The sequence below is a fragment of the Achromobacter sp. ES-001 genome, assembly GCF_019448355.1.
GTDB lineage: Bacteria > Pseudomonadota > Gammaproteobacteria > Burkholderiales > Burkholderiaceae_B > Achromobacter > Achromobacter spanius_B.
Genome location: NZ_CP079940.1, coordinates 5570237 through 5590348, shown reverse-complemented (window position 1 = coordinate 5590348; position 20112 = coordinate 5570237). Strand labels below are relative to the sequence as shown.

Annotated in this window: 15 protein-coding genes; 4 read left to right on the top strand and 11 right to left on the bottom strand. The window is 64.8% G+C overall.

The features are described from left to right. Positions 1-58 precede the first annotated feature (58 nt). The 7 genes from KYT87_RS25360 to KYT87_RS25330 all read right to left on the bottom strand — a co-directional run bounded on the left by KYT87_RS25360 (position 59) and on the right by KYT87_RS25330 (position 9870). On the bottom strand, positions 59-1756 hold the full coding sequence (locus KYT87_RS25360) for an ABC transporter ATP-binding protein (RefSeq protein WP_046805097.1): 1698 nt from the start codon (positions 1754-1756) through the stop codon (positions 59-61). 5 nt (positions 1757-1761) lie between these two features. Further along, the gene (locus KYT87_RS25355; protein WP_046805096.1) at positions 1762-2667 is read right to left on the bottom strand and encodes an ABC transporter permease; all 906 of its coding nucleotides are present in this window, start codon (positions 2665-2667) and stop codon (positions 1762-1764) included. Between the two features lie 9 nt (positions 2668-2676). Further along, complete coding sequence (locus KYT87_RS25350; RefSeq protein WP_046805095.1) at positions 2677-3618, bottom strand: ABC transporter permease; 942 nt, start codon at positions 3616-3618, stop codon at positions 2677-2679. 27 nt (positions 3619-3645) lie between these two features. Further along, on the bottom strand, positions 3646-5211 hold the full coding sequence (locus KYT87_RS25345) for an ABC transporter substrate-binding protein (RefSeq protein ID WP_120156992.1): 1566 nt from the start codon (positions 5209-5211) through the stop codon (positions 3646-3648). A gap of 81 nt (positions 5212-5292) precedes the next feature. Then, the gene (locus KYT87_RS25340; protein ID WP_046805093.1) at positions 5293-6801 is read right to left on the bottom strand and encodes a M81 family metallopeptidase; all 1509 of its coding nucleotides are present in this window, start codon (positions 6799-6801) and stop codon (positions 5293-5295) included. 133 nt (positions 6802-6934) lie between these two features. Further along, positions 6935-8428, bottom strand: coding sequence for a CoA-acylating methylmalonate-semialdehyde dehydrogenase (locus KYT87_RS25335; RefSeq protein ID WP_046805092.1), 1494 nt, complete (start codon positions 8426-8428; stop codon positions 6935-6937). Positions 8429-8544: 116 nt separating this feature from the next. Then, positions 8545-9870, bottom strand: coding sequence for an aspartate aminotransferase family protein (locus KYT87_RS25330; protein ID WP_046805091.1), 1326 nt, complete (start codon positions 9868-9870; stop codon positions 8545-8547). 162 nt (positions 9871-10032) lie between these two features. Between KYT87_RS25330 and KYT87_RS25325 the strand changes: the two genes are divergently transcribed. Next, on the top strand, positions 10033-11451 hold the full coding sequence (locus KYT87_RS25325; protein ID WP_046805090.1) for a PLP-dependent aminotransferase family protein: 1419 nt from the start codon (positions 10033-10035) through the stop codon (positions 11449-11451). A gap of 19 nt (positions 11452-11470) precedes the next feature. Here KYT87_RS25325 and KYT87_RS25320 read toward each other — a convergent pair whose 3' ends face one another. The 4 genes from KYT87_RS25320 to KYT87_RS25305 all read right to left on the bottom strand — a co-directional run bounded on the left by KYT87_RS25320 (position 11471) and on the right by KYT87_RS25305 (position 16063). Then, positions 11471-11965: a dihydrofolate reductase gene (locus KYT87_RS25320; RefSeq protein WP_104141932.1), complete on the bottom strand. Its 495-nt coding sequence runs from the start codon at positions 11963-11965 to the stop codon at positions 11471-11473. A gap of 225 nt (positions 11966-12190) precedes the next feature. Then, positions 12191-14254, bottom strand: a complete 2064-nt coding sequence (locus KYT87_RS25315; protein WP_120156991.1) for a bifunctional diguanylate cyclase/phosphodiesterase — start codon at positions 14252-14254, stop codon at positions 12191-12193. A 385-nt stretch (positions 14255-14639) separates the two neighbouring features. After that, a complete protein-coding gene (locus KYT87_RS25310) occupies positions 14640-15611 on the bottom strand; it encodes a thymidylate synthase (protein ID WP_046805087.1) in 972 nt (323 codons plus the stop codon). Between the two features lie 8 nt (positions 15612-15619). Next, a complete protein-coding gene (locus tag KYT87_RS25305; protein ID WP_046805086.1) occupies positions 15620-16063 on the bottom strand; it encodes an OsmC family protein in 444 nt (147 codons plus the stop codon). Between the two features lie 123 nt (positions 16064-16186). Between KYT87_RS25305 and coq7 the strand changes: the two genes are divergently transcribed. The 3 genes from coq7 to tviB all read left to right on the top strand — a co-directional run bounded on the left by coq7 (position 16187) and on the right by tviB (position 20102). Then, positions 16187-16864, top strand: a complete 678-nt coding sequence (gene coq7, locus KYT87_RS25300) for a 2-polyprenyl-3-methyl-6-methoxy-1,4-benzoquinone monooxygenase (RefSeq protein ID WP_219991139.1) — start codon at positions 16187-16189, stop codon at positions 16862-16864. A 754-nt stretch (positions 16865-17618) separates the two neighbouring features. Beyond that, positions 17619-18725, top strand: coding sequence for a glycosyltransferase (locus KYT87_RS25295; protein ID WP_046805084.1), 1107 nt, complete (start codon positions 17619-17621; stop codon positions 18723-18725). Between the two features lie 99 nt (positions 18726-18824). After that, positions 18825-20102: a Vi polysaccharide biosynthesis UDP-N-acetylglucosamine C-6 dehydrogenase TviB gene (gene tviB, locus KYT87_RS25290; RefSeq protein ID WP_120156990.1), complete on the top strand. Its 1278-nt coding sequence runs from the start codon at positions 18825-18827 to the stop codon at positions 20100-20102. Positions 20103-20112 lie beyond the last annotated feature (10 nt).

Sequence of the window (20112 nt, the reverse complement as noted above, 5' to 3'; positions counted from 1 at the left end):
GTTCCTGTGTTGCGAAGGAAGGCAATTCGGGTGTTCAGGGCCTCAGCACATCAGCCCATCATGATGCGGCGGCGGCCGCTTGCGCCAAGGTCGTGGCGACGGGCTGGAAGTTGCGGAAGTCCCAGTCGCGCCCGGGCGCCGCGTCGATCAGCGCGCGGGTGTATTCGTGGCGCGGCTCGGTCAGCACGGTTTCGGCCGAACCGGTCTCGACCACCTTGCCGCGCTGCATGACCATGATGGTGTCGCAAATTTGCGCGGCCACGCGCAAATCGTGCGTGATGAACAGCACGCCCACGCCGGTGCGCTGGCGCACTTGCTCCAGCAGTTCAAGCACCTGCGCCTGCACCGACACGTCCAGCGCCGATACGGCTTCGTCGGCCACCAGGATCTCCGGGTCCATGACCAGCGCGCGCGCGATGCAGATGCGCTGGCGCTGTCCGCCCGAAAATTGGTGCGGGTAGCGTTGCATGGCGTCGGGGCTCAGGCCCACCACGGTCAGCGTTTCGCCGGCGCGCTTCAGCGCCTGATCGCGCGGCATGCCAAAGTTAAGCAGGCCTTCGATGATGGATTCGCCCACGGTGCGGCGCGGGTTCAGCGACCGGTACGGGTCCTGGAACACGATCTGGATGCGGCGGCGCACCGGCCGCAGCGCCGAGCCCGACAACGTGCTCAAGTCTTCACCGCCCATCATCATGTGCCCGGCGGTGGGCTCGATCAGGCGCACGATGCAGCGCGCCACCGTGGACTTGCCCGACCCGGATTCGCCCACGATGCCCAGGATTTCGCCTTTGCGCAGCGTCAGGTTGACGTCGGTAGCGGCCACCACATGTTGCGCGGCGCGCCGCGAGAACATCGAGCTTTTGCCCGCGTAGGTGCGGCCCAGGCCCTTGACGTGCAACACGGGCTGGCCATCCGGCGCGTCGCGGCGGTTGGGCACCAGGCTGGGCACGGACGACACCAGGCGGCGCGTGTACGACTGCTTGGGTTCGGCCAGGATTTCGTTGCGCGTGCCGCTTTCGATCAGGTCGCCCCGGTTCATCACCACGATGCGATCCGAAATCTCGGCCACCACGCCAAAGTCGTGCGTGATGAACAGCACGGCCGTCTTGTGCTTGACCTGCAATTCCTTGATCAGCGCCAGGATCTGCTTTTGCGTGGTGACGTCCAGCGCGGTCGTGGGTTCATCGGCGATCAGCAGCTTGGGTTCCAGGATCAGCGCCATCGCAATCACGATGCGCTGGCGCTGGCCGCCCGACAGCTGATGCGGATACGCCTCGAAGATGCGTTCCACATCGGGCAGGTGTACTGACTGGAACATGTCCAGCACCTTGGCGCGGCGGTCGGCGGCGCTCATGCCCTTGCGGTGCAGGCGCAGCACTTCGTCAACCTGCTTGCCCACCGTATGCACGGGGTTCAGCGCGGTCATGGGTTCCTGGAACACCATGGCCATGCGGGTCGCGCGCATCTCGCGCAGGCGGCGTTGCGACGCGGTGGCGACGTCTTCGCCTTCCACGCGGATGGAACCGGCGCTGATGGACAGGATGCCTTGCGGCAACAGGCCCATCACGGCCAGCGATGTGACCGATTTGCCCGAGCCGGATTCACCAACCACGCACACGGTTTCGCCGGCATGCACGTCCAGGCTCAGATTGCGCACGACGCGGTTGCCGGCGCCGGCCACTTCCACGGACAGGTTGCGAATGGCCAGGATGGCGGACGAGGTGTCGCCCGCGGGGGGAGTAGGAGAGTAGGTCATCGGCATCAGATCCTGCGCACCATTTTCGGGTCCAGCGCATCGCGCAGGGCGTCACCCAGGATGTTCACGCTAAGCACGGTCAGCGACAGAAGCAGGCCAGGAAAGAGAATCAGGCCGGGCAGCATGCGGAAATACATGCGGCCTTCGGACATGATGTTGCCCCACGACGCGATCTCGGGCGGGATGCCCGCGCCCAGGAAGCTGAGGATGGCCTCGGTCAGCATGGCGGAGGCGAACACGTAGGTGCCTTGCACCGTCAGCGGCGCGATGGTGCTGGGCACCATGTGCCGCCACAGCAGCAGCGGCAAGGGCGTGCCCAACGCCAGCGCGGCTTCCACATAGGGTTCGCCGCGCACCGTCAGGATCTGCCCGCGCACCAGCCGCACCACCCGGGGAATTTCCGGGATGGTGATGGCGACAAGCACGGTCGTGATACTGGCGCCGGTAACGGACACCAGGGCAATTGCCAGCAGGATGCCGGGAATGGCCATGATGGCGTCCATCGTGCGCATGATCAGCCCGTCCAGCGAACGGAACCAGCCAGCAATGACGCCGATGACCAGCCCGATGGCCACGCTGACGACGGCGGCGCCCAGGCCCGCGATCAGCGAGATGCGCGCGCCGTAGGCCACGCGCGACCAGACGTCGCGGCCAAAGGCGTCGGTGCCGAACAGGTAGTCGGTAAAGGGCTGCTTCAGGCGCGCGCCCGGATTGATGAAGGTAGGGTCCACCGTGCCCAGCAGCGGCGCGAACACGGCAATGGCGACGATGGTCACCAGCACCACCAGCGCCAGCATGACCGGCCAGCTTTTCAGGCCCTGGCGCACTTGGCGCCAGGCGGTGACTTGAGGGTTGCCGCCTCCGGGGAGGTCGGCGGCCGCCTGCACGGCGGCATCGGTTGGCGTGTGCATGGCTCTTCCCTAGTAGCGGATGCGCGGGTCGAACACCGTGTAGGCGCAATCGACAACCAGATTGATGAACACGTAGACGAACGCGAAGAACAGCGTCAGCCCCTGGATGACGGGGTAGTCGCGCGCCAGCACGGCTTCCACCACCAACCGGCCCAGGCCGGGGATGTTGAACACCGATTCAGTCACGACCACGCCGCTGATCAGCAGCGCGATGCCCAGGCCCACGACGGTGGCGATGGGCACGGCGGCGTTGCGCAGCGCGTGGCCCAGCAGCACACCGGTTTCACCCAGGCCCTTGGAGCGCGCCGTGCGGATGAAGTCTTCGCCCATGACCTCGATGACGCTGGTGCGCGTGATGCGCGCAATCAACGCCACATAGACCGTGGACAAGGCCAGTGACGGCAGGATGAGCCGGTGCAGATAGGGCCAGAAGCCCTTGTCCAGCGGCGCATAGCCCTGCACGTTGAACCAGCCCAGCTTGATGGCGAACAGCCAGATCAGCAGGTACCCCGTGACGAACACCGGCACTGAAAAGCCCAGCACCGAAAAGCCCATCACGGCCCGATCCAGCAGGCGGCCTTGCCGCCATGCCGCCAGGATGCCCAGCGGAATGGCAACCAGCAGCGTGAAGACCAGGGTCAGCACCGCCAGGCTCATGGACGGTTCCAGGCGTTGCGCGATCAGTTTGGTGACCGGCACGCCGGACATGAGCGAGGTGCCCAGATCGCCTTGCAGGAGCTTGCCGCCCCAGATGAAGAACTGTTTGATGACCGGTTGGTCCAGGCCCATCGTCTGCCGTATCTGGACGATACGTTCAGGCGTGGCGCCGTCGCCCGCCATGATGATGGCCGGGTCGCCCGGGCTGAAACGCAATATCGCGAAGACCACCACCGCGACCATCACCAGAACGGGGATGGTCGCGAGGAGCCGGCGTGAGACAAATGCCAGCATGTATTTCCCCCTGAACTGCTTGCCCCTTTAAGGAGCTTTCTTGACGTTCCAGAACGCAAAGACCGGTGCATGCACCAGGCCCGAGAGCTTGGTCGAATAGACGGTGGGCACGGACATCTGGCCCAGCGGCACGTACAGACCTTCGTCGATGCCGATGCGCTGCAATTCGTCGGCGATTTTCTTTTGCTCGGCCGGGTCGGAAGTCAGCGCGAACTTGGTGCGCAGTTCTTCCACTTGCGGCATGTCGGGCCAGCCAAACCAGGCGTTGTCGCCGTTGGCGGCGGCGGGCGCGGAACGCACCGGGTCCATCACGTCGGTGGCGTACCAGTTGGTGTTGTGGATGTTCCAGCCGCCTTCAGCCGGTGCGGCCTTGGAGGCGCGGCGCGTGGCCACGCTTTGCCAGTCCATGGCCGCCAGGTTGACGTTGAAGCCGGCCTTGCGCAACGCCTGCGCCATCACCACCGGTTGCGCGGACAGCGTGCCCACGTCGGTGGCGTGCATGACCAGGATGGGCGTGTTGTCGTAGCCCGCTTCCTTCAGCAAGGCCTTGGCCTTTTCGATGTTCGACGGCACCACGACTTCCTTGCCGATGTCGCTTTCCATCGGCGTGCCGCAGCCCCACAGCGACGCGCACGTCTTCCAATACTTGGGATTGCCCACCAGCGCCTTCATCACGTCTTCCTGGCCGATGGCGTACATCGCGGCCTGGCGGATCTTCTTGTTGTTGAAGGGCGGGTACTTGAAGTTGAAGCGGTACATCGTGAAGTAGCCGACCGGGCTCAGGGACTCTTCCTTCAAGTCCTTGTTGCCTTCGATCATCGGCAACAGGTCATACGGGAACTGTTCGACGAAGTCGATTTCGCCGCCCAGCAGCGCGTTGGCGGTGGTCAGCGCATCGGGCATGACGTCCCATTCGACCTTGTCCACGTTCACGACCTTGCCGCCGGCCAGGCCGCTGGCCGGTTCCTTGCGCGGCACGTAGTCGGCGTTCTTGGCATACACCGTTTTCACGCCGGGCTTGAATTCGATCACCTTGAACGGACCGGAGCCGGTCATGTCGGTGATGGGCTGGCCGATGGCCTGTTCGGCGATGCGCTTGGGCATCATGAACGGCGCGGTGCCCGTCGGCTTGGACAGCGCGCGCAGCGCCAGGTCCGTGGGCTCTTTCATGACGATGCGGAAATTCTTGTCGTCAATGACTTCGATCTTGTCGGTGAACTTGAGCAGCGTGCGGCCCATGCCGTCGCCGGCGGCCCAGCGCTTGATCGAGGCCACGCAGTCTTCGGACGTGACGGGCTTGCCGTCGTGCCACTTCTGGCCGTCGCGCAAGGTCATCGTGTAGGTCTTGCCGTCCGGCGAGACTTCCCACTTCTCAAGCATTTGCGGCTGGATCTTGTTGTCGGCGTCGGTGGCCAGCAAGGTGTCGTAGATCATGTAGCCGTGCCACGTCGTGATGTATGCGGTGGTGGCGTGCGGGTCGGTCAAGCGCAACGGCGAGTGCATGACGGACTTGATGACGGTTTCGGCGTAAGCGCCGTGAGCCATCATCAACGTTGCACCGGCCAACGCGGCCGCTCGAACAAACTTGAGCATGGAGATTCCCCTTGAAGCGGTGTGAGCGGCACGGTTGGCCGCTACGTCGTTAACGCGCCGCTCGATGGCGGCGTGGGAGGGTCAGGCGGTTGCGGGCCGGCCCGAAAACACTGGTCCGCAAGGCGCCATTCTGATGCCGGGACGCAACCGTGTCCATGGTTGTTTTGCCGCATCCATCAGCATGGAGCCGGGGGCGGCGCACACCAGGATCGTTTGCGCGATGGATGTGAAATCCGCGCGGAAATGCGCGGAACTCTTCACCACCAGAATCGCGGCGCGCGTGGGTTCGACGCCCGCGAACCGGAACATTTCCTGGTCCGCCATCTGCACCTTGTTAGAGGCGACGATGATGCGCACGCCACCAATACGCAAGCAGGCGCTGGGGCCCAAATCCATGTGGAATCCGCGGTAGAAAGCGCCGTGCGTATCGAAGCGTCCATCTGAAGTTTTCTCGACGATGAACTCGGTGTCCAGCGGTTCGTCGTCGGGAATACCCGAGTGTCCACCTAGTGCAATCCGTACCTTGTTTCCGACGCCCGCGCGGTGCGCGGCAAGCGCGGCGGCGGGGTCAACGATCAAGCCGATGGCGGTGTCGCGCGCGTCATGGCGGATCAGCGCGCGCAGCACGCCGGTGGTGTCCGAGCTGCCGCCCGCGCCGGGGTTGTCTTGCGCGTCCGCGATCACGACCGGCTTGTCCGCATCGTGCGCGATTCGCATCGCTTCCTGCACGGCTTCGTCGGGCGTGTAGAGCTTGCCGCCAAAGTCGCGTTCGGCATTGAGCACGGCGCGCGCCATTTCGGCGGCGGCCGCGTCGGCCTCGGCTTGCGTGGTGCCGTAGGCCCATACGGTGGGCGCGCATTCCGGGAAGTCGGCAGCGGGGAATCCGGTGGCGAAAGACAGGCTGGTGGCGCCGCGCGCTTCGATCTCGCCCACCAGCGCATACAGGCTGCGCGACGGCTCGATGTCGGTCGATTGCCAGCACAGCGAAATCAGATAGGGCAAGGCGCGCAACGACGCATAGGGGCGCGGCACGCCGGCCAGCCGCTGGGACAGCAGCGCGGCGGCGCGTTGCCCGGTTTCAGCCATGTCGATGTGGGGATACGTGCGGTAGCAGACCAGCGCGTCGGCATGGCGCACCATGGCGCGCGTGACGTTGGCGTGCAGGTCCAGGCTGGCCACCACGGGTACGTCGGGGCCGACCAGCTCGCGCACGCGCTTGAGCAGTTCGCCTTCGCCATCGTCCAGGTGTTCGGTGACCATGGCGCCATGCAGGTCCAGGTACACGCCGTCCAGCGGCAGCGCGTCGGACAGGCCTTGCAAGATCAGTGCGCTGATGCGTTCGAACGCGTCTTTGGTGACCAGGCCGGACGGGCTGGCCGCGGCCCAGGTGGTGGGCACCAGCGTGTGCTGGCTCATGGCTTCGATGAAGCCCGCCACGGGAATGTTGGCGCCTGCCACGGCTTGGAACATTGCGGGGCCGCTGACCAGCTTGGGCCAGCCGCCGCCTTTCTCGGCAAAATCTTCCCACGTCGCGCGCGAAGGCGCGAACGTATTGGTTTCGTGCTGAAAGCCGCCTATACCGATGCGCATCGGGCATCCCCTTGTGTCATGTGATGTTGCTGTGTCGTGGTACTGGCCGGGCGCGGCCGAAGCCGCGCCCTTGCAAAGCCGGGTAATGCGTCCTTCTGGAAAACGGAGGGTTGAAGTCGTGAAGCGGGCGGGTTTATTTCGCCACGGGCATGGTGAATTCGGCGCCCTTGGCGATGCTGTCCGGCCAGCGCTGCATCACGCTCTTGTAGCGCGAGTAGAAGCGGATGCCTTCTTCGCCGTAGGCGTGGTGGTCGCCAAACAGCGAACGCTTCCAGCCGCCGAACGAATGCCACGCCATCGGTACCGGAATCGGCACGTTGATGCCGACCATGCCGACCTTGATCTGGCGTGCGAACGCGCGGGCCACGCCGCCGTCGGATGTGAAGCACGCCACGCCGTTGCCGAACTCGTGCGCGTTGATCAGTTCAACGGCGCTGGCGAAGTCGGGCACGCGCACGATGCACAGCACCGGGCCGAAGATTTCTTCGCGATAGATGTTCATGGCGGGCTTGACGTTGTCGAACAGCGTGCCGCCCAGGAAGTAGCCCTTTTCGTTGCCGGGCACTGTCAGGCCACGGCCGTCCACGACCAGATCGGCGCCGGCCGCGATGCCGTCTTCGATGTAGCCCATGACCTTGTTGCGGTGCTGCGCCGTGACCAGCGGGCCCATTTCGGCGTCGGCGTTCATGCCGTCCTTGACGATCAGCGCCTTGACGCGCGGGGTCAGGCGTTCGACCACCTTGTCAGCCACATCGCCCACCGCCACGGCAACCGAGATTGCCATGCAGCGTTCGCCGGCCGAACCATACGCGGCGCCCATCAGCGCGTCGGTGACCTGGTCCAGGTCGGCGTCGGGCATGACGACCAGATGGTTCTTGGCGCCGCCCAGCGCCTGCACGCGCTTGCCGCGCTTGGTGCCTTCGGCGTAGATGTATTCGGCGATGGGGGTAGAGCCCACGAACGACAGCGCTTCAACGTCCGGGTGATTGATCAGCGCGTCCACGGCCAGCTTGTCGCCGTGCACCACGTTGAACACGCCGGGGGGCAGGCCGGCTTCGGTCAGCAGTTCGGCCAGGCGCAGGGACGCGGACGGGTCACGTTCGGAGGGCTTGAGCACGAAGGTGTTGCCGCAGGCGATGGCCACGGGGAACATCCAGCACGGCACCATCATCGGGAAGTTGAACGGCGTGATGCCGGCCACCACGCCCAGTGCCTGGCGCATGCTCCAGTTGTCGATGCCGCCGCCGATCTGGTCGGAATACTGGCCCTTGAGCAACTGCGGAATGCCGCAGGCGAATTCAACGATTTCGATGCCGCGCATGACTTCGCCCTTGGCATCCGAGAACACCTTGCCGTGTTCGCGGGTGATGAGCTCGGCCAGTTCGTCCTGGTGCTGATCCAGCAGCGCCTTGAAGTTGAACAGGATGCGGGCGCGCTTGAGCGCGGGGGTTTCGGACCAGGCCGGGAACGCGGCCTTGGCGGCCGCGACGGCCAGCGCCACGTCTTCGTTGGACGCCAGCGGAATGGACGAGCAGATTTCGCCGGTGGCGGGGTTGAAACCGTCGGCGTAGCGGCTGCTGCGGCCATCGAAATGCTGGCCGTTGATGAAATGGGGGATCTTCTTCATGGTGCGGGGGCTTCTCTGCGGGATTCTTCAAAACTTCTTGCGGGCGGCACATGGCCGCCCGCAAGAGGTGTCACATCAAGCGCGGCGCGGCCGCGAGGGCTGCGTCGTCATCAGGGTCAGGCGACTTCTTTCAGGATCTTTCCGATCTGGTCGAAGATCTGGCCGATCTGGGCTTCGTCGATGATCAGCGGGGGCGACACGGCGATGATATCGCCGGTATAGCGCACCATCAGTCCACTGTCGAAGCACTTTTGGAAGACTTCGCCGGCGCGTGCGCCGGGAGCGCCCGAGCGTGGCGACAGTTCGATGCCGGCCACCAGGCCCAGGTTGCGCACGTCGATGACGTGCGGCGCGCCCTTCAGGCTGTGCGCGGCTTGCTCGAAGGCGCCCGACAACTTGCGGGCACGGCCGAAGAGATCTTCGCGGCGGTAGATGTCCAGCGTCGCCAAAATGGCGGCGGCGGCCAGCGGGTGGGCCGAATACGTATAGCCGTGGAAGAATTCGATGCCGCCCGCCGGGCCGTTGACGATGGCGTCGTGCACGTCGCGCTTGACCGCGACCGCGCCGGCCGGCACGGCGGCGTTGCTGACGCCCTTGGCCATGGCGATGATGTCGGGCGTGACACCGAAGAACTCGGACGCGGTGGCGGCGCCCAGGCGACCGTAGGCGGTGATGACTTCGTCAAAAATCAGCAGGATGCCGTGCTTGGAAGTAATTTCACGCAGCTTTTCCAGGTAGCCCTTGGGCGGGATCAGCACGCCGGTCGAGCCGGCCATGGGTTCGACGATCACGGCGGCGATGGTGGACGCGTCATGCAGCGCCACGATGCGTTCCAGTTCGTCGGCCAGGTTGGCGCCCCAAGCGGGTTGGCCCTTGGAATAGGCGTTCTGTTCCAGGTTGTGGGTGTGCGGCAGATGGTCCACGGCGGGCAGCAGCGCACCGGAGAAGGTCTTGCGGTTGGTGGAAATACCGCCCACCGAAATGCCGCCGAAGCCCACACCGTGGTAACCACGCTCGCGACCGATCAGGCGGGTGCGCTGGCCTTCGCCGCGCGCGCGGTGGTAAGCCAGCGCGATTTTCAGGGACGTGTCGACCGATTCCGAACCCGAGTTGGTGAAGAAGACGCGGTCCAGGCCCTGCGGCATCAGGCTGGCCACGGCGGTGGCGGCCTCGAACGCCAGCGGGTGGCCCAGTTGGAAGCCCGGGGCGTAGTCCATGACGCCGGCCTGGCGGGAAATGGCCTCGACGATTTCCTGGCGGCCGTGGCCGGCGTTCACGCACCACAGGCCGGCGGTGCCGTCCAGGATCTGGCGGCCATCGGCCGACGTGTAGTACATGCCTTTGGCCGCTGCCAGCATGCGCGGATGAGCCTTGAACTGCTTGTTGGCAGTAAACGGCATCCAGAGATGGGACAGGTCGGGCAAATTGGCGGGGGCGTTCATGGCGGCTCCAGTAGAACGAAACGGCGGCGCCGCAACAGAAGGGAAAGCGCGGCCGCCGGGATTCAATGATTCTGGTCTGTCCCACGAGGAATGAAAATATACGATCTGCGCAAAGCCCGCTAACTGTATAGTCACGAGTGGTTCAACTGTACAGTTATCCCCGTGATCGATTTCCAGCCCAACCGCGCTCGCGGACTGGCGCCCACTCTGGTGGAACAGCTGGTGGCGGCCATCCTGCGCGCCATCGAGGAACAAACCCTGCGTCCGGGTATGTCCCTACCGTCGGTGCGCGAGTTCGCGCGCCAGTACGGCGTCAGCACCTTCACCGTTGCCAGCGCTTATAGCCGGCTGGTGTCGCTGGGCTGGCTGGCGGCGCGGCCGGGCGCGGGCTACCGGGTGGCCTCGCCGGATGCGCCTGCGCGCCGAGGCGAGCCACTGTCCTGGGAGCCCCCGCGCCTGAACGCCGGTTGGTTGCTGTCGGACATCTTTGCCGACCACTCCATCCCCATCAAATCCGGCTGCGGCTGGCTGCCCGGCGAATGGCTGAACGAAGAAGGCCTGCACGTTGCGCTGCGCCACATGGGCCGCGTGCCGGCGATGCGCATCGCCAATTACGGGCACCCGTACGGCTACGCGCCGCTGCGCGAAACCATCGCGGCCAGCCTCAGCGCGCAAGGCATGGAGGTCGAGGCCTCGCAGGTGCTGCTGACGCAGGGCGTCACGCACGGGCTGGACATGGTGATCCGCACCTTGCTGCGGCCGGGCGACACGGTGGTCGTCGAGCAGCCGGCCTACGCCAACCTGTTGCAGCTGCTGCGCCTGGCGGGCCTGCGCGTGGTGTCGGTGCCGCGCACGGTTGATGGCCTGGATTGCGAGGCGCTGGAAGCGGTGGCGGCGCAGCACCGGCCGCGCGCACTGTTCATCAACACCGTATTGCAGAACCCCTCGGGCGCCAGCATCGGCATGGCCAACGCCTTTCGCATCTTGCAGGCGGCCGAGCGCCATGGGCTCTGGGTGATTGAAGACGATATCTCGCGCGAACTGGCGCCCGGCGTGACGCCCATGCTGGCCGCGCTGGACGGCGGGCAGCGCGTGGTCTACCTGGGTGGCTATTCCAAAGTCATCAGCCCGTCGGTGCGGGTGGGCTACGTGGTGGCGCACCGCGATCTGGTGCGCGACATTGCGCGCACCAAGATGGCGGTGGGGCTGACCTCGCCCGAGATCATGGAGCGCATCGTGCACCAGGTGATCCGCGAAGGCCGCTACCGCGCGCACATCGCCCGTACTCGCGAACGGCTGGCCCAGGCGCACGTCGTGGTGGCCGAGCAGATGCGCCAACACGGTTTTGAAATCCATGGGCGGCCCCAGGGCGGGCTGTTCCTGTGGGCCAAGGTGGCGGGCGCCTGGCGCGAACGCGGCGCCAACGGCCTGGCCGAACTGGCACTGAAAGACGGTATCTGGCTGGCGCCGGGGTCTTACTTCGAGGTGGACGAAGCCGACACGCCCTGGGTGCGCTTTAACGTGGCGTATTCGGAAGCACCGGCGTTGTGGCGCTTCATCAGAAACGCGGGCGCGGCGTGAAGCGGGGCGGGAATAGGCCCTATCGCAAGGCCTGACGCTGATACGTCACGAAGTCGTAGTCGTAGCCGTTTTCAGCGGGCTGCGGTTCGCGCGCCGTTTCCTTCCACTGGAACGAGGGCAGCAACGGAAAGAACGCGTCGCCGTCAACGTCGGCGTGCACTTCCGTGGCCAGCACGCGTTGCGCCAGCGGCAGCGCCTGGGCGTAGATCTGTGCGCCGCCGATCACGAACGCTTCGTCTACCTCGCCGCAGGCGTCGATAGCGGCTTGCAGGCTGGGTACGACCGTGGCGCCGGTTGCGGTGAAATCAGGGTTGCGGCTGATGACGATGTTGCTGCGGCCGGGCAGCGGGCGGCCCAGCGAATCCCAGGTCTTGCGGCCCATGATGATGGGATGGCCCAGCGTGCTGCGCTTGAAATGCGCCAGGTCCCCCGGCAGCTTCCAGGGCAGCGTGTTGTCGCGGCCGATGACGCGGTTGGTGGAGTAGGCGACGATCAGGGTAAGGCTGGCGGGCATTCGGGCTGGCTACGGTGGAGGCGCGGCCGGAAGTCGGCCCGCGGAACGGCGTAAGCGTAGCAAATTTGGGCGCTGGTCTGAAGAAGGGCGCTTGGGGCAGCGCCGATGTTTGCGGTTCAGCCCTTTTGCGGTTCAGCCTTTTTTCCGTTCGACCCGCGCCTTTCAGATCTTGCCGTTCGGCCTTGTTGCCGCCGTTCGGCCCTTGGCGCTTCGCCTTGTTTCCGTTCAGGTCGCCGCGTGTTCCAGGAATTCGGTGGCGGGCATCGGCCGGCCCAACAGGAAGCCTTGCAGCGAATCGCAACCCAGCCCCGTCAGGAATTTCTGCTGCGCGGCGGTCTCCACGCCCTCGGCCACGATGCGCAGGTTCAACTGCTGGGCCAAGGCGACTATCGCCGACACGATGGCCGCGTCTTCGTTATCGTTTTCCAGCTGGTTGACGAAGCCGCGGTCGATCTTCAATTCCGTGGCCGGCAGGCGCTTCAGGTACAGCAGGCTGGAATAGCCGGTGCCGAAGTCGTCGATAGAAATGGTGACGCCCAGGCCAGACAGGCGCTTGAGCACGGTCAGGCTGGCCTCGGCGTCGCGCATGGCGGTCGATTCCGTCACTTCCAGCGTCAGGCAGGCGGGCGGCACGTCGTGCCGGGCAAGCGCGGAACGCACCGTTTCGACCAGGCTGGCGTGGGCGAACTGCAAGGCGGAAATATTGACCGCGATGGTCCAGTGCCCCTGGCCGGCGTTGATCCATTCACGCATTTGGCGGCAGGCTTCGTTGATGACCCATTCGCCGATCGACAGGATCAGCCCGGTCTTTTCCGCCGTGGGAATGAACTGGTCCGGGCCGACCAGCCCGCGCGTGGGGTGGTTCCAGCGCAGCAACGCCTCGGCGCCCATGATGGGGCCGGCCGGTGCTTCGTACTTGGGCTGGTAGTGCAGCACGAACTGGTCGCGCTCCTGGGCCAGCCGCAGGTCGTGCAGCAGCTCGATCTGTTCATGCGCGTCCGCGTTCATGGACGGCTCGAAGAAGCTGTAGCCGGTGCCGCCCAGGCGTTTGGCGTGGTACATCGCGGCGTCGGCGTTGGTCAGCAGGGCGTGCGTGTCTTCGCCATCGTTCGGGTAGACGGCGATGCCCACGCTGGAAGTCACCAGCACTTCGTGGCCATAGACCATGACCGGGCGCGCGATGGCTTCGATCAGGCGGTCGGCCACGTTGGCGGCGTCGGTGGGCTCGATGACTTCGCTGAGCACGATGAATTCGTCGCCGCCCAGGCGTGCCACGGTGTCCTGGGTGCGCAGGGCCTGGCGTATGCGCTGGGCCAGATCGATCAGCAAGGCGTCGCCGGTGTGATGCCCATAGGCGTCATTGACGGCCTTGAACCCGTCCAGGTCAAAGAACAGCACCGCGAAATAGCCCTTGCGGCGGCTGGCGCTTTCAATGGCCTGCTCCATGCGGTCTTCAAGCAGGATGCGGTTGGGCAGCTTGGTCAGGGTGTCGTGCAAGGCCAATTGCACGAGTTCTTCGTTGGCTTCGGCCAGCGACGAGGCCAGCGCGGACGTGCGGGCTTCAAGCCGGTTGTCCAGCACGGCCACCACCAGCGCAATCGCCAGCACGCTGAGCGTGACGGCGGTGACGGCGATGGCCAGCCAGCCCGCCGAGATGCCGCCGTCGGCCGCCATGCAGATGCTGCCCGCCGGAAAGCCGGCGGCTTCCATGCCCGAATAGTGCATGCCGACGATGGCGATGCCCATGACGCCCGAGGCCAGCGGGCGCGAAAACGCCACGCGCGGGCCGTCATGGCGCAGGCGATAGGTGATCCACAGGGCGGCGCCCGAGGCGGCCACCGCGATCACGATGGACAGCACGAACCATTTCGCGTCGTAGACGATGCCGGGCGCCATGCGCATGGCGGCCATGCCCAGATAGTGCATCGCGGCAATGCCGGCGCCCATCAGCAGCGCCCCGATAAGCAGGCGGCGCCACGGCAATTCGTCTTTGCAGACGATCCACAGGGCAAACGCCGAACAGCCGACGGCGATGGCCAGGGACAGCACCGTCAATGACAAGTCATAACCCATCGGGATGGGCAGGTTGAAGGCCAGCATGCCCACGAAGTGCATGGACCAGATGCCCACCCCCATCGCAAACGCCCCGCCCGCCAGCCAGTAGCGCGCCGCTGGCAGCCCGTGCGAGGCCCGCACACGATTGGCCATGCCCAGCGCCGTGTATGACGCCAGGATGGCGACCCCTAGAGATACGAGGACGAGCGAAGGGTTATAAGTTCCAACGAGCATTTGTGCGGTCCTGTCCTAAGCGCTTTACTGCCGTCGCGCCGGCCTCAAATCAAATCAATTAGTAGTCAACAGTTGCAATTCCGTCGTAAGACGATTGCTGCTGTCGACGCTGGCGATTTTCGTACTCTCTTGTCGGGAAGGGGGAAGGGGCAAGCAATGCCTGCGGTCGGCGCTGCCGGGCGCGTCGCGGGATCGGCGACAGGCGGCGGGCTCGGCGCGGCATGGGCCGGTCGAACTCCTGGATGCGCGCGTAGTGCCGGACGCGCGTCCGAGGCTAAGGGATGGGTTATACCGAAATCGCGCTTCCAGAAGCTCACCAATCTTCACTTATGGCCGCTGATCGCGGGCGCCCGAGGCCGACGAAGGGGCGGCCCCGGGTGCGTTCCTACACGGCCATGGGCGCGGTCAGGGGAGCGTGATGCGTGTAGCCGGACAATGAAAAGTCGCCGGGCTCGACCTTTTCCAGCCACTCGGGTTCGTAGCGGCCGGTGACGGCAAAGTCGGGAATGCGGTCCGACAACACCAGCTGGGGCGATTCAAAGGGTTCGCGCGTGAGCTGCTCGCGCAGCATCGGCAGGTGGTTCTCGTAGATGTGGGCGTCGCCAATGAAATACGTGAACCAGCGCGGCTTGTAACCCGTCAGACGACCCACCAGGTGCAGCAGCGCGGCGCCTTCGGTCAGGTTGAACGGCGTGCCCAGGCCCACATCATTGGACCGAATGTACAGGCACAGCGAGATCTCGCGGGTGGTGGCGTTGGGCAGGAATTGGTAGAGCAGATGGCAGGGCGGCAGCGCCATTTCTTCGATCTGCGCCCAGTTCCAGCCGTGGAACAGGATGCGGCGGTCGCCCGGGCGTTCGTGGATGGTGTCCAGGCACTGGCGCAGCTGGTCGACTGCTTTATATAGCAGCACCTTGTCCACGCCGCCTTCCTGCAGGTCGGCCACCTTGGTGTAGCCGCGGGACAGCGCGTCTTCAAGCTGGCCATTGTTGCCGGCATCCAGCAGCTTGTAGGCGGGCCACTGGCGCCATTGCACGCCATAGACCGGGCCCAGGTCGTCCGGACCCTCGCGGTACGGGTTGGCCAGCCATTGGCTGTTTTCGTTGGCGTTCTGGTCCCAGACCTTGCAGCCCAGCTCGCGGAATTCGGCCGCGCTGCGCGAGGCGCGCAAAAAGCCGACCATTTCGCCGATGGCGGACTTGAAGGCCAGTTTCTTGGTGGTGACGGCGGGAAAGCCCTGTTGCAGGTCAAAGCGCAGCGAGGCGCCCGGCATGCTGATCGTGCGGATACCCGTTCGGTTCTCCTGCCACGAGCCGGTGTCCAGGATGGATTGAACGAGGTCTAGATATTGTTTCATGGCGGTTCTCAGGCGGCGGCCGGCGCTTCCTGGGTGTCGACGATGTCGACCGAGAAGGTCAGCGCCGCGGTCTTTTCAAGCATGGCCGAAGCCGAGCAGTATTTTTCGTGCGACAACTGCACGGCGCGCTCCACGGCGGCCTGCGGCAGGTTGCGGCCCGTGACGGTGAAGGCGAAATGGATGCGGGTAAAGACCTTCGGGTCGGACTCGGCGCGTTCGGCCTGAAGCTTGACGCTGCATCCGGTGACGGCGTGGCGGCCGCGCTTCAGGATCAGCACCACGTCGTACGCCGTGCAGCCGCCGGTGCCAGCCAGCAGCATTTCCATCGGGCGCGGCGCCAGGTTGTGTCCGCCGCCGTCCACGGCGCCGTCCATTACGGCCACGTGGCCGCTGCCGGTGCTGGCGGTAAAGAGCATGCCGTTGGGGCCGCCCCAGTCAATCGTGCATTCCATTTTGAGTGTCCTTCCGCATTGAGCGCAGTCAATGGTCGATGATACCTGTTGCGTACAATTCCAGGCATGAGAGCCCCGCCCCGCATCAGGGGTGTGTGGCGCCAGTTTGCACAGGAGCCGCCCATGTCCACTGCTTTGTCTCAATCCGGACCCGTTTCCATTCGCCGCCGCATCGGCCCGCTGGATGCCTTGCTGGCCGAGGCCGACCGCGCATTGCGCGTGCTGTCCAACAGCGCCACGGCAGGCCGGCCATATCCGGCCACGACGTCCGACGCGCCGGGCGCGCTGTCCGAGCAGGACAAGCGCCACGCCGCCGGCCTGATGCGCGTGAACCACGTGGGCGAAATCTGCGCCCAGGCGCTGTACCGCGGCCAGGCCTCGGTCTGCCGCGAACCCGGCCCCCGCGCGCTGCTGCTCAATGCCGCCGCCGAGGAAGTCGACCATCTGGTCTGGTGCAACGAACGGCTGACCGAGCTGAACAGCCGGCCCAGCCTGCTGAATCCGGTCTGGTATGCCGGTTCTTTTGCATTGGGCGTGTTGGCCAGCTACGCAGGCGTGCCCCGCAATCTAGGCTTCATGGCCGAGACCGAAAAACAGGTCGAGGCCCATCTGGACGAACATTTACGCACCTTGCCGGTGCAAGACGAACGCTCGCGCGAGGTCGTCCGAAAGATGAAAGACGACGAGGCCGAGCACCGCGCCAGCGCCGAGCGGGCAGGGGGCGTACCGCTGCCGGGGCCTGTAAAGACGGCCATGCGGGCGATGTCCAAGGTGATGACCACCACGGCGTACTGGATCTGAATGCCGGCCCGAATCGATCTTTCAGGGTCTTTAAGGAAATGTTGCACTGCGCCAATTTGGCCGCATCGTGGTGCGCGGTGCACTGAATTGGTGCGCTTTGCGGGGTGGGATTACCCGGAACCGCCAAGGGTAAATCCGCAAGGGGTTTACCCGTTCGGCAAAAACCCTTTTTTGGACCAAGTCGTTGCCAGCTATGGCTCTCCAGGCGGCGGTCGCGAAATTTGCGGCGAAAATGCAACGTCGGATTTGACCTTTTAAAGAGATCAAAAAAATTCTTGCATCGCACAAAAAACCTCGGTACTATTCATTCATCGGATGTTGAAACGCAGTCGGCGCGGTGCAAAACCCCGACAGCACAGCGAGCAGAAAGCCAGCTCCCAACATGCCACGGTTGTCTCCTCCACCCTCCTCCTTTGGTGGATTTAGCCCGAGATCTCACGATCTCGGGCTTTTTTTTGCCTGGAAATAATCCGTCCCTATTTATTGACATTTGCGACCCGGCCCGCGCGGCAAGCCCGGCCATCCTCCCTATGGACGCGTCCGTGTTTTCCCTTGGATATTTCGTATGCGCCAAGGCGGAAAGCTCTACAATCGCCAGCATGAAATCCGTACTTCTGCGCGCACGAACGGCCCCGGCAGGGGCGTTACGTTTCGTGCCCGTGAATTGCACTTCCTTATCCCTCACATATATGGGCGTTACACCTGCCTCCCATAATGGCGGGCCTGTCTCGATAGACCAACCAAAGGTGATCCAGTGACCTGGCTGTATATCTGCGTGGTCGCGTTCATGGTGGGGGGACTCATCGTGTGGTCGGAGCGCTGGCATGGCCGCTTCACCGGCGACAGCGACCTCAATAAACCACAAGCGAACCATTCCCGCGCCACGCCCCGCGTTGGCGGCCTGGCCGTTCTGGCCGGCACGCTGCTGGGCCTGCTGGTGCTTGGCCCGGCCAACATGACCCTGACGTGGCTGTGGCCCGCCTTGTTCGTTGCCGCGCTGCCCGTGTTCGTCGCGGGCCTGCTGGAAGACATCACGAAAGACATCGGCGCCAGCAAGCGTTTGCTGGCGGCTTTCCTGTCGGCGGCGATTGCCTGGTGGCTGCTGGGCGGCGTCAGCCGTGTCGGCATGGCGCCTGTGGACTACGTGCTGTCGTACTGGCCCGTGTCGCTGTTGTTCACCATGTTTGCCGTGGGCGGCTGTACCCATGCGCTGAACATCGTTGACGGCATGAACGGCCTGGCCGGCATGGTCGCCACGCTGATGGCGGTGTCGATCAGCCTGGTGGCCTTGCAAGTGGGCGACGTGCCCATCTTCATGATCGCCGCCGCATTGGCATCCGCCACACTGGGTTTCCTGGTCTGGAATTTTCCGTTCGGCCGCGTCTTCCTGGGCGACGGCGGGGCGTACTTCCTGGGCTTCATGCTGGCCGAGCTGGCCGTGCTGCTGGTGGTGCGCAACCCCTCGGTGTCGCCGTTCTACGCGCTGGCCGTGTTGTTCTACCCCGTCTTCGAAACCGGTTTTTCGATCTGGCGTCGCCGCTTCAAGCGCGGCGTGCCGGTCGACCAGCCGGATGCGCTGCACTTGCACCAACTGGTGTTCCGCCGCCTGGTCCGCGTGACCTTCAGCCGTGGTCGCCGCCATGCCGTGCCGGCGCTGTGCAACGCGATGGCGTCGCCCTACATGTGGGTGCTGGCGCTGATCGGCCTGGTGCCGGCCACCATCTGGTGGGACAACGCGTGGGCGCTTGGCGCCAGCCTGCTGGTGTTCGCCAGCGTCTATGTCTGGCTGTATGCGCGCCTGGTGTCGTGGCGCCGCCCCGGCTGGCTGCTGCTGCCGTCCGTTTTGAAGACCTCGGATTAAGAGTTGAGCGCCCCGGCGATCACCGCCGGGGGCTCGTTAGTCATCGATCACCCGACCATATTTAAGATGCCGTAAACGTTCTACGGTGAAGGGAGAGTTATGTTGCAAATTCAGGATGTGAAACTTGCCGTCGTGGGCCTGGGCTATGTCGGCCTGCCCCTGGCGGTGGAGTTCGGCAAGAAGCGCTCGGTCATCGGGTTCGATATCAACACCCGCCGTATCGACGCTTTGAAGGCCGGCCACGACCACACGTTGGAAGTTAGCGACGAAGAGCTGGCCGAAGCCGCTCAGCTGACCTACACCGCCGACCGCGCCGAACTGGGCAAGGCGAACGTGTTCATCGTGACGGTGCCCACGCCCATCGACGAATACAAGCAGCCCGACCTGACCCCGCTGGTCAAGGCCAGCGAAACGATTGGCGCCGTGCTCAAGCGCGGCGACATCGTCATCTACGAATCCACCGTGTACCCCGGCGCCACCGAAGAAGACTGCGTGCCCGTGCTGGAACGCGTGTCGGGCCTGAAGTTCAACGTGGACTTCTACGCCGGCTACAGCCCCGAACGCATCAACCCGGGCGACAAGGATCACCGCGTCAGCACCATCAAGAAAGTCACGTCCGGCTCGACGCCCGAAGTCGCCGAACTGGTCGACCAGCTGTACAAGCAGATCATCACCGCTGGCACGCACAAGGCGTCCAGCATCCGCGTGGCCGAAGCCGCCAAGGTGATCGAGAACACGCAGCGCGACGTCAATATCGCGCTGATCAACGAACTGGCCCTGATCTTCAACAAGATGGGCATCGACACCGAAGCCGTGCTGCAAGCGGCCGGCACCAAGTGGAACTTCCTGCCGTTCCGTCCGGGCCTGGTCGGTGGCCACTGCATCGGCGTGGACCCGTACTACCTGACCCACAAGGCGCAGTCCATCGGCTACCACCCCGAAATCATCCTGGCCGGTCGTCGCCTGAACGATTCGATGGGCGGCTACGTGGTGTCGCAGCTGGTCAAGTGCATGACCAAGCAGCGCATCCATGTGCAAGGCGCGCGCGTGCTGGTCATGGGCCTGGCCTTCAAGGAAAACTGCCCCGACCTGCGCAACACCCGCATCGTGGACATCGTTGGCGAACTGCGCGACTACAACGTGGAAGTGGACGTCTACGACCCGTGGGTCGACCCGGAAGAAGCCGTGCACGAATACGGCTTGACCCCGGTGGCCAAGCTTGAAGAAGGCAAGTACGACGCCGTGATCCTGGCGGTGGCGCACAACCAGTTCAAGGCCATGGGCGCCGAAGGCATCCGCAAGCTGGGCAAGCCGCAACACGTGCTGTACGACCTGAAGTACGTGCTGTCGCCCGCCGAATCCGACCTGCGTCTGTAAGGATTCCGCC

Coding starts and splice junctions, on each gene's coding strand:
- KYT87_RS25320 (WP_104141932.1), bottom strand. CDS start 11,965: ATGCCCGCCAGCCTTACCCTGATCGTCGCCTACTCCACCAACCGCGTC.
- KYT87_RS25345 (WP_120156992.1), bottom strand. CDS start 5,211: ATGCTCAAGTTTGTTCGAGCGGCCGCGTTGGCCGGTGCAACGTTGATG.
- tviB (WP_120156990.1), top strand. CDS start 18,825: ATGTTGCAAATTCAGGATGTGAAACTTGCCGTCGTGGGCCTGGGCTAT.
- KYT87_RS25330 (WP_046805091.1), bottom strand. CDS start 9,870: ATGAACGCCCCCGCCAATTTGCCCGACCTGTCCCATCTCTGGATGCCG.
- KYT87_RS25305 (WP_046805086.1), bottom strand. CDS start 16,063: ATGGAATGCACGATTGACTGGGGCGGCCCCAACGGCATGCTCTTTACC.
- KYT87_RS25340 (WP_046805093.1), bottom strand. CDS start 6,801: ATGCGCATCGGTATAGGCGGCTTTCAGCACGAAACCAATACGTTCGCG.
- KYT87_RS25355 (WP_046805096.1), bottom strand. CDS start 2,667: ATGCACACGCCAACCGATGCCGCCGTGCAGGCGGCCGCCGACCTCCCC.
- KYT87_RS25315 (WP_120156991.1), bottom strand. CDS start 14,254: ATGCTCGTTGGAACTTATAACCCTTCGCTCGTCCTCGTATCTCTAGGG.
- KYT87_RS25360 (WP_046805097.1), bottom strand. CDS start 1,756: ATGACCTACTCTCCTACTCCCCCCGCGGGCGACACCTCGTCCGCCATC.
- KYT87_RS25335 (WP_046805092.1), bottom strand. CDS start 8,428: ATGAAGAAGATCCCCCATTTCATCAACGGCCAGCATTTCGATGGCCGC.
- KYT87_RS25310 (WP_046805087.1), bottom strand. CDS start 15,611: ATGAAACAATATCTAGACCTCGTTCAATCCATCCTGGACACCGGCTCG.
- KYT87_RS25350 (WP_046805095.1), bottom strand. CDS start 3,618: ATGCTGGCATTTGTCTCACGCCGGCTCCTCGCGACCATCCCCGTTCTG.
- coq7 (WP_219991139.1), top strand. CDS start 16,187: ATGTCCACTGCTTTGTCTCAATCCGGACCCGTTTCCATTCGCCGCCGC.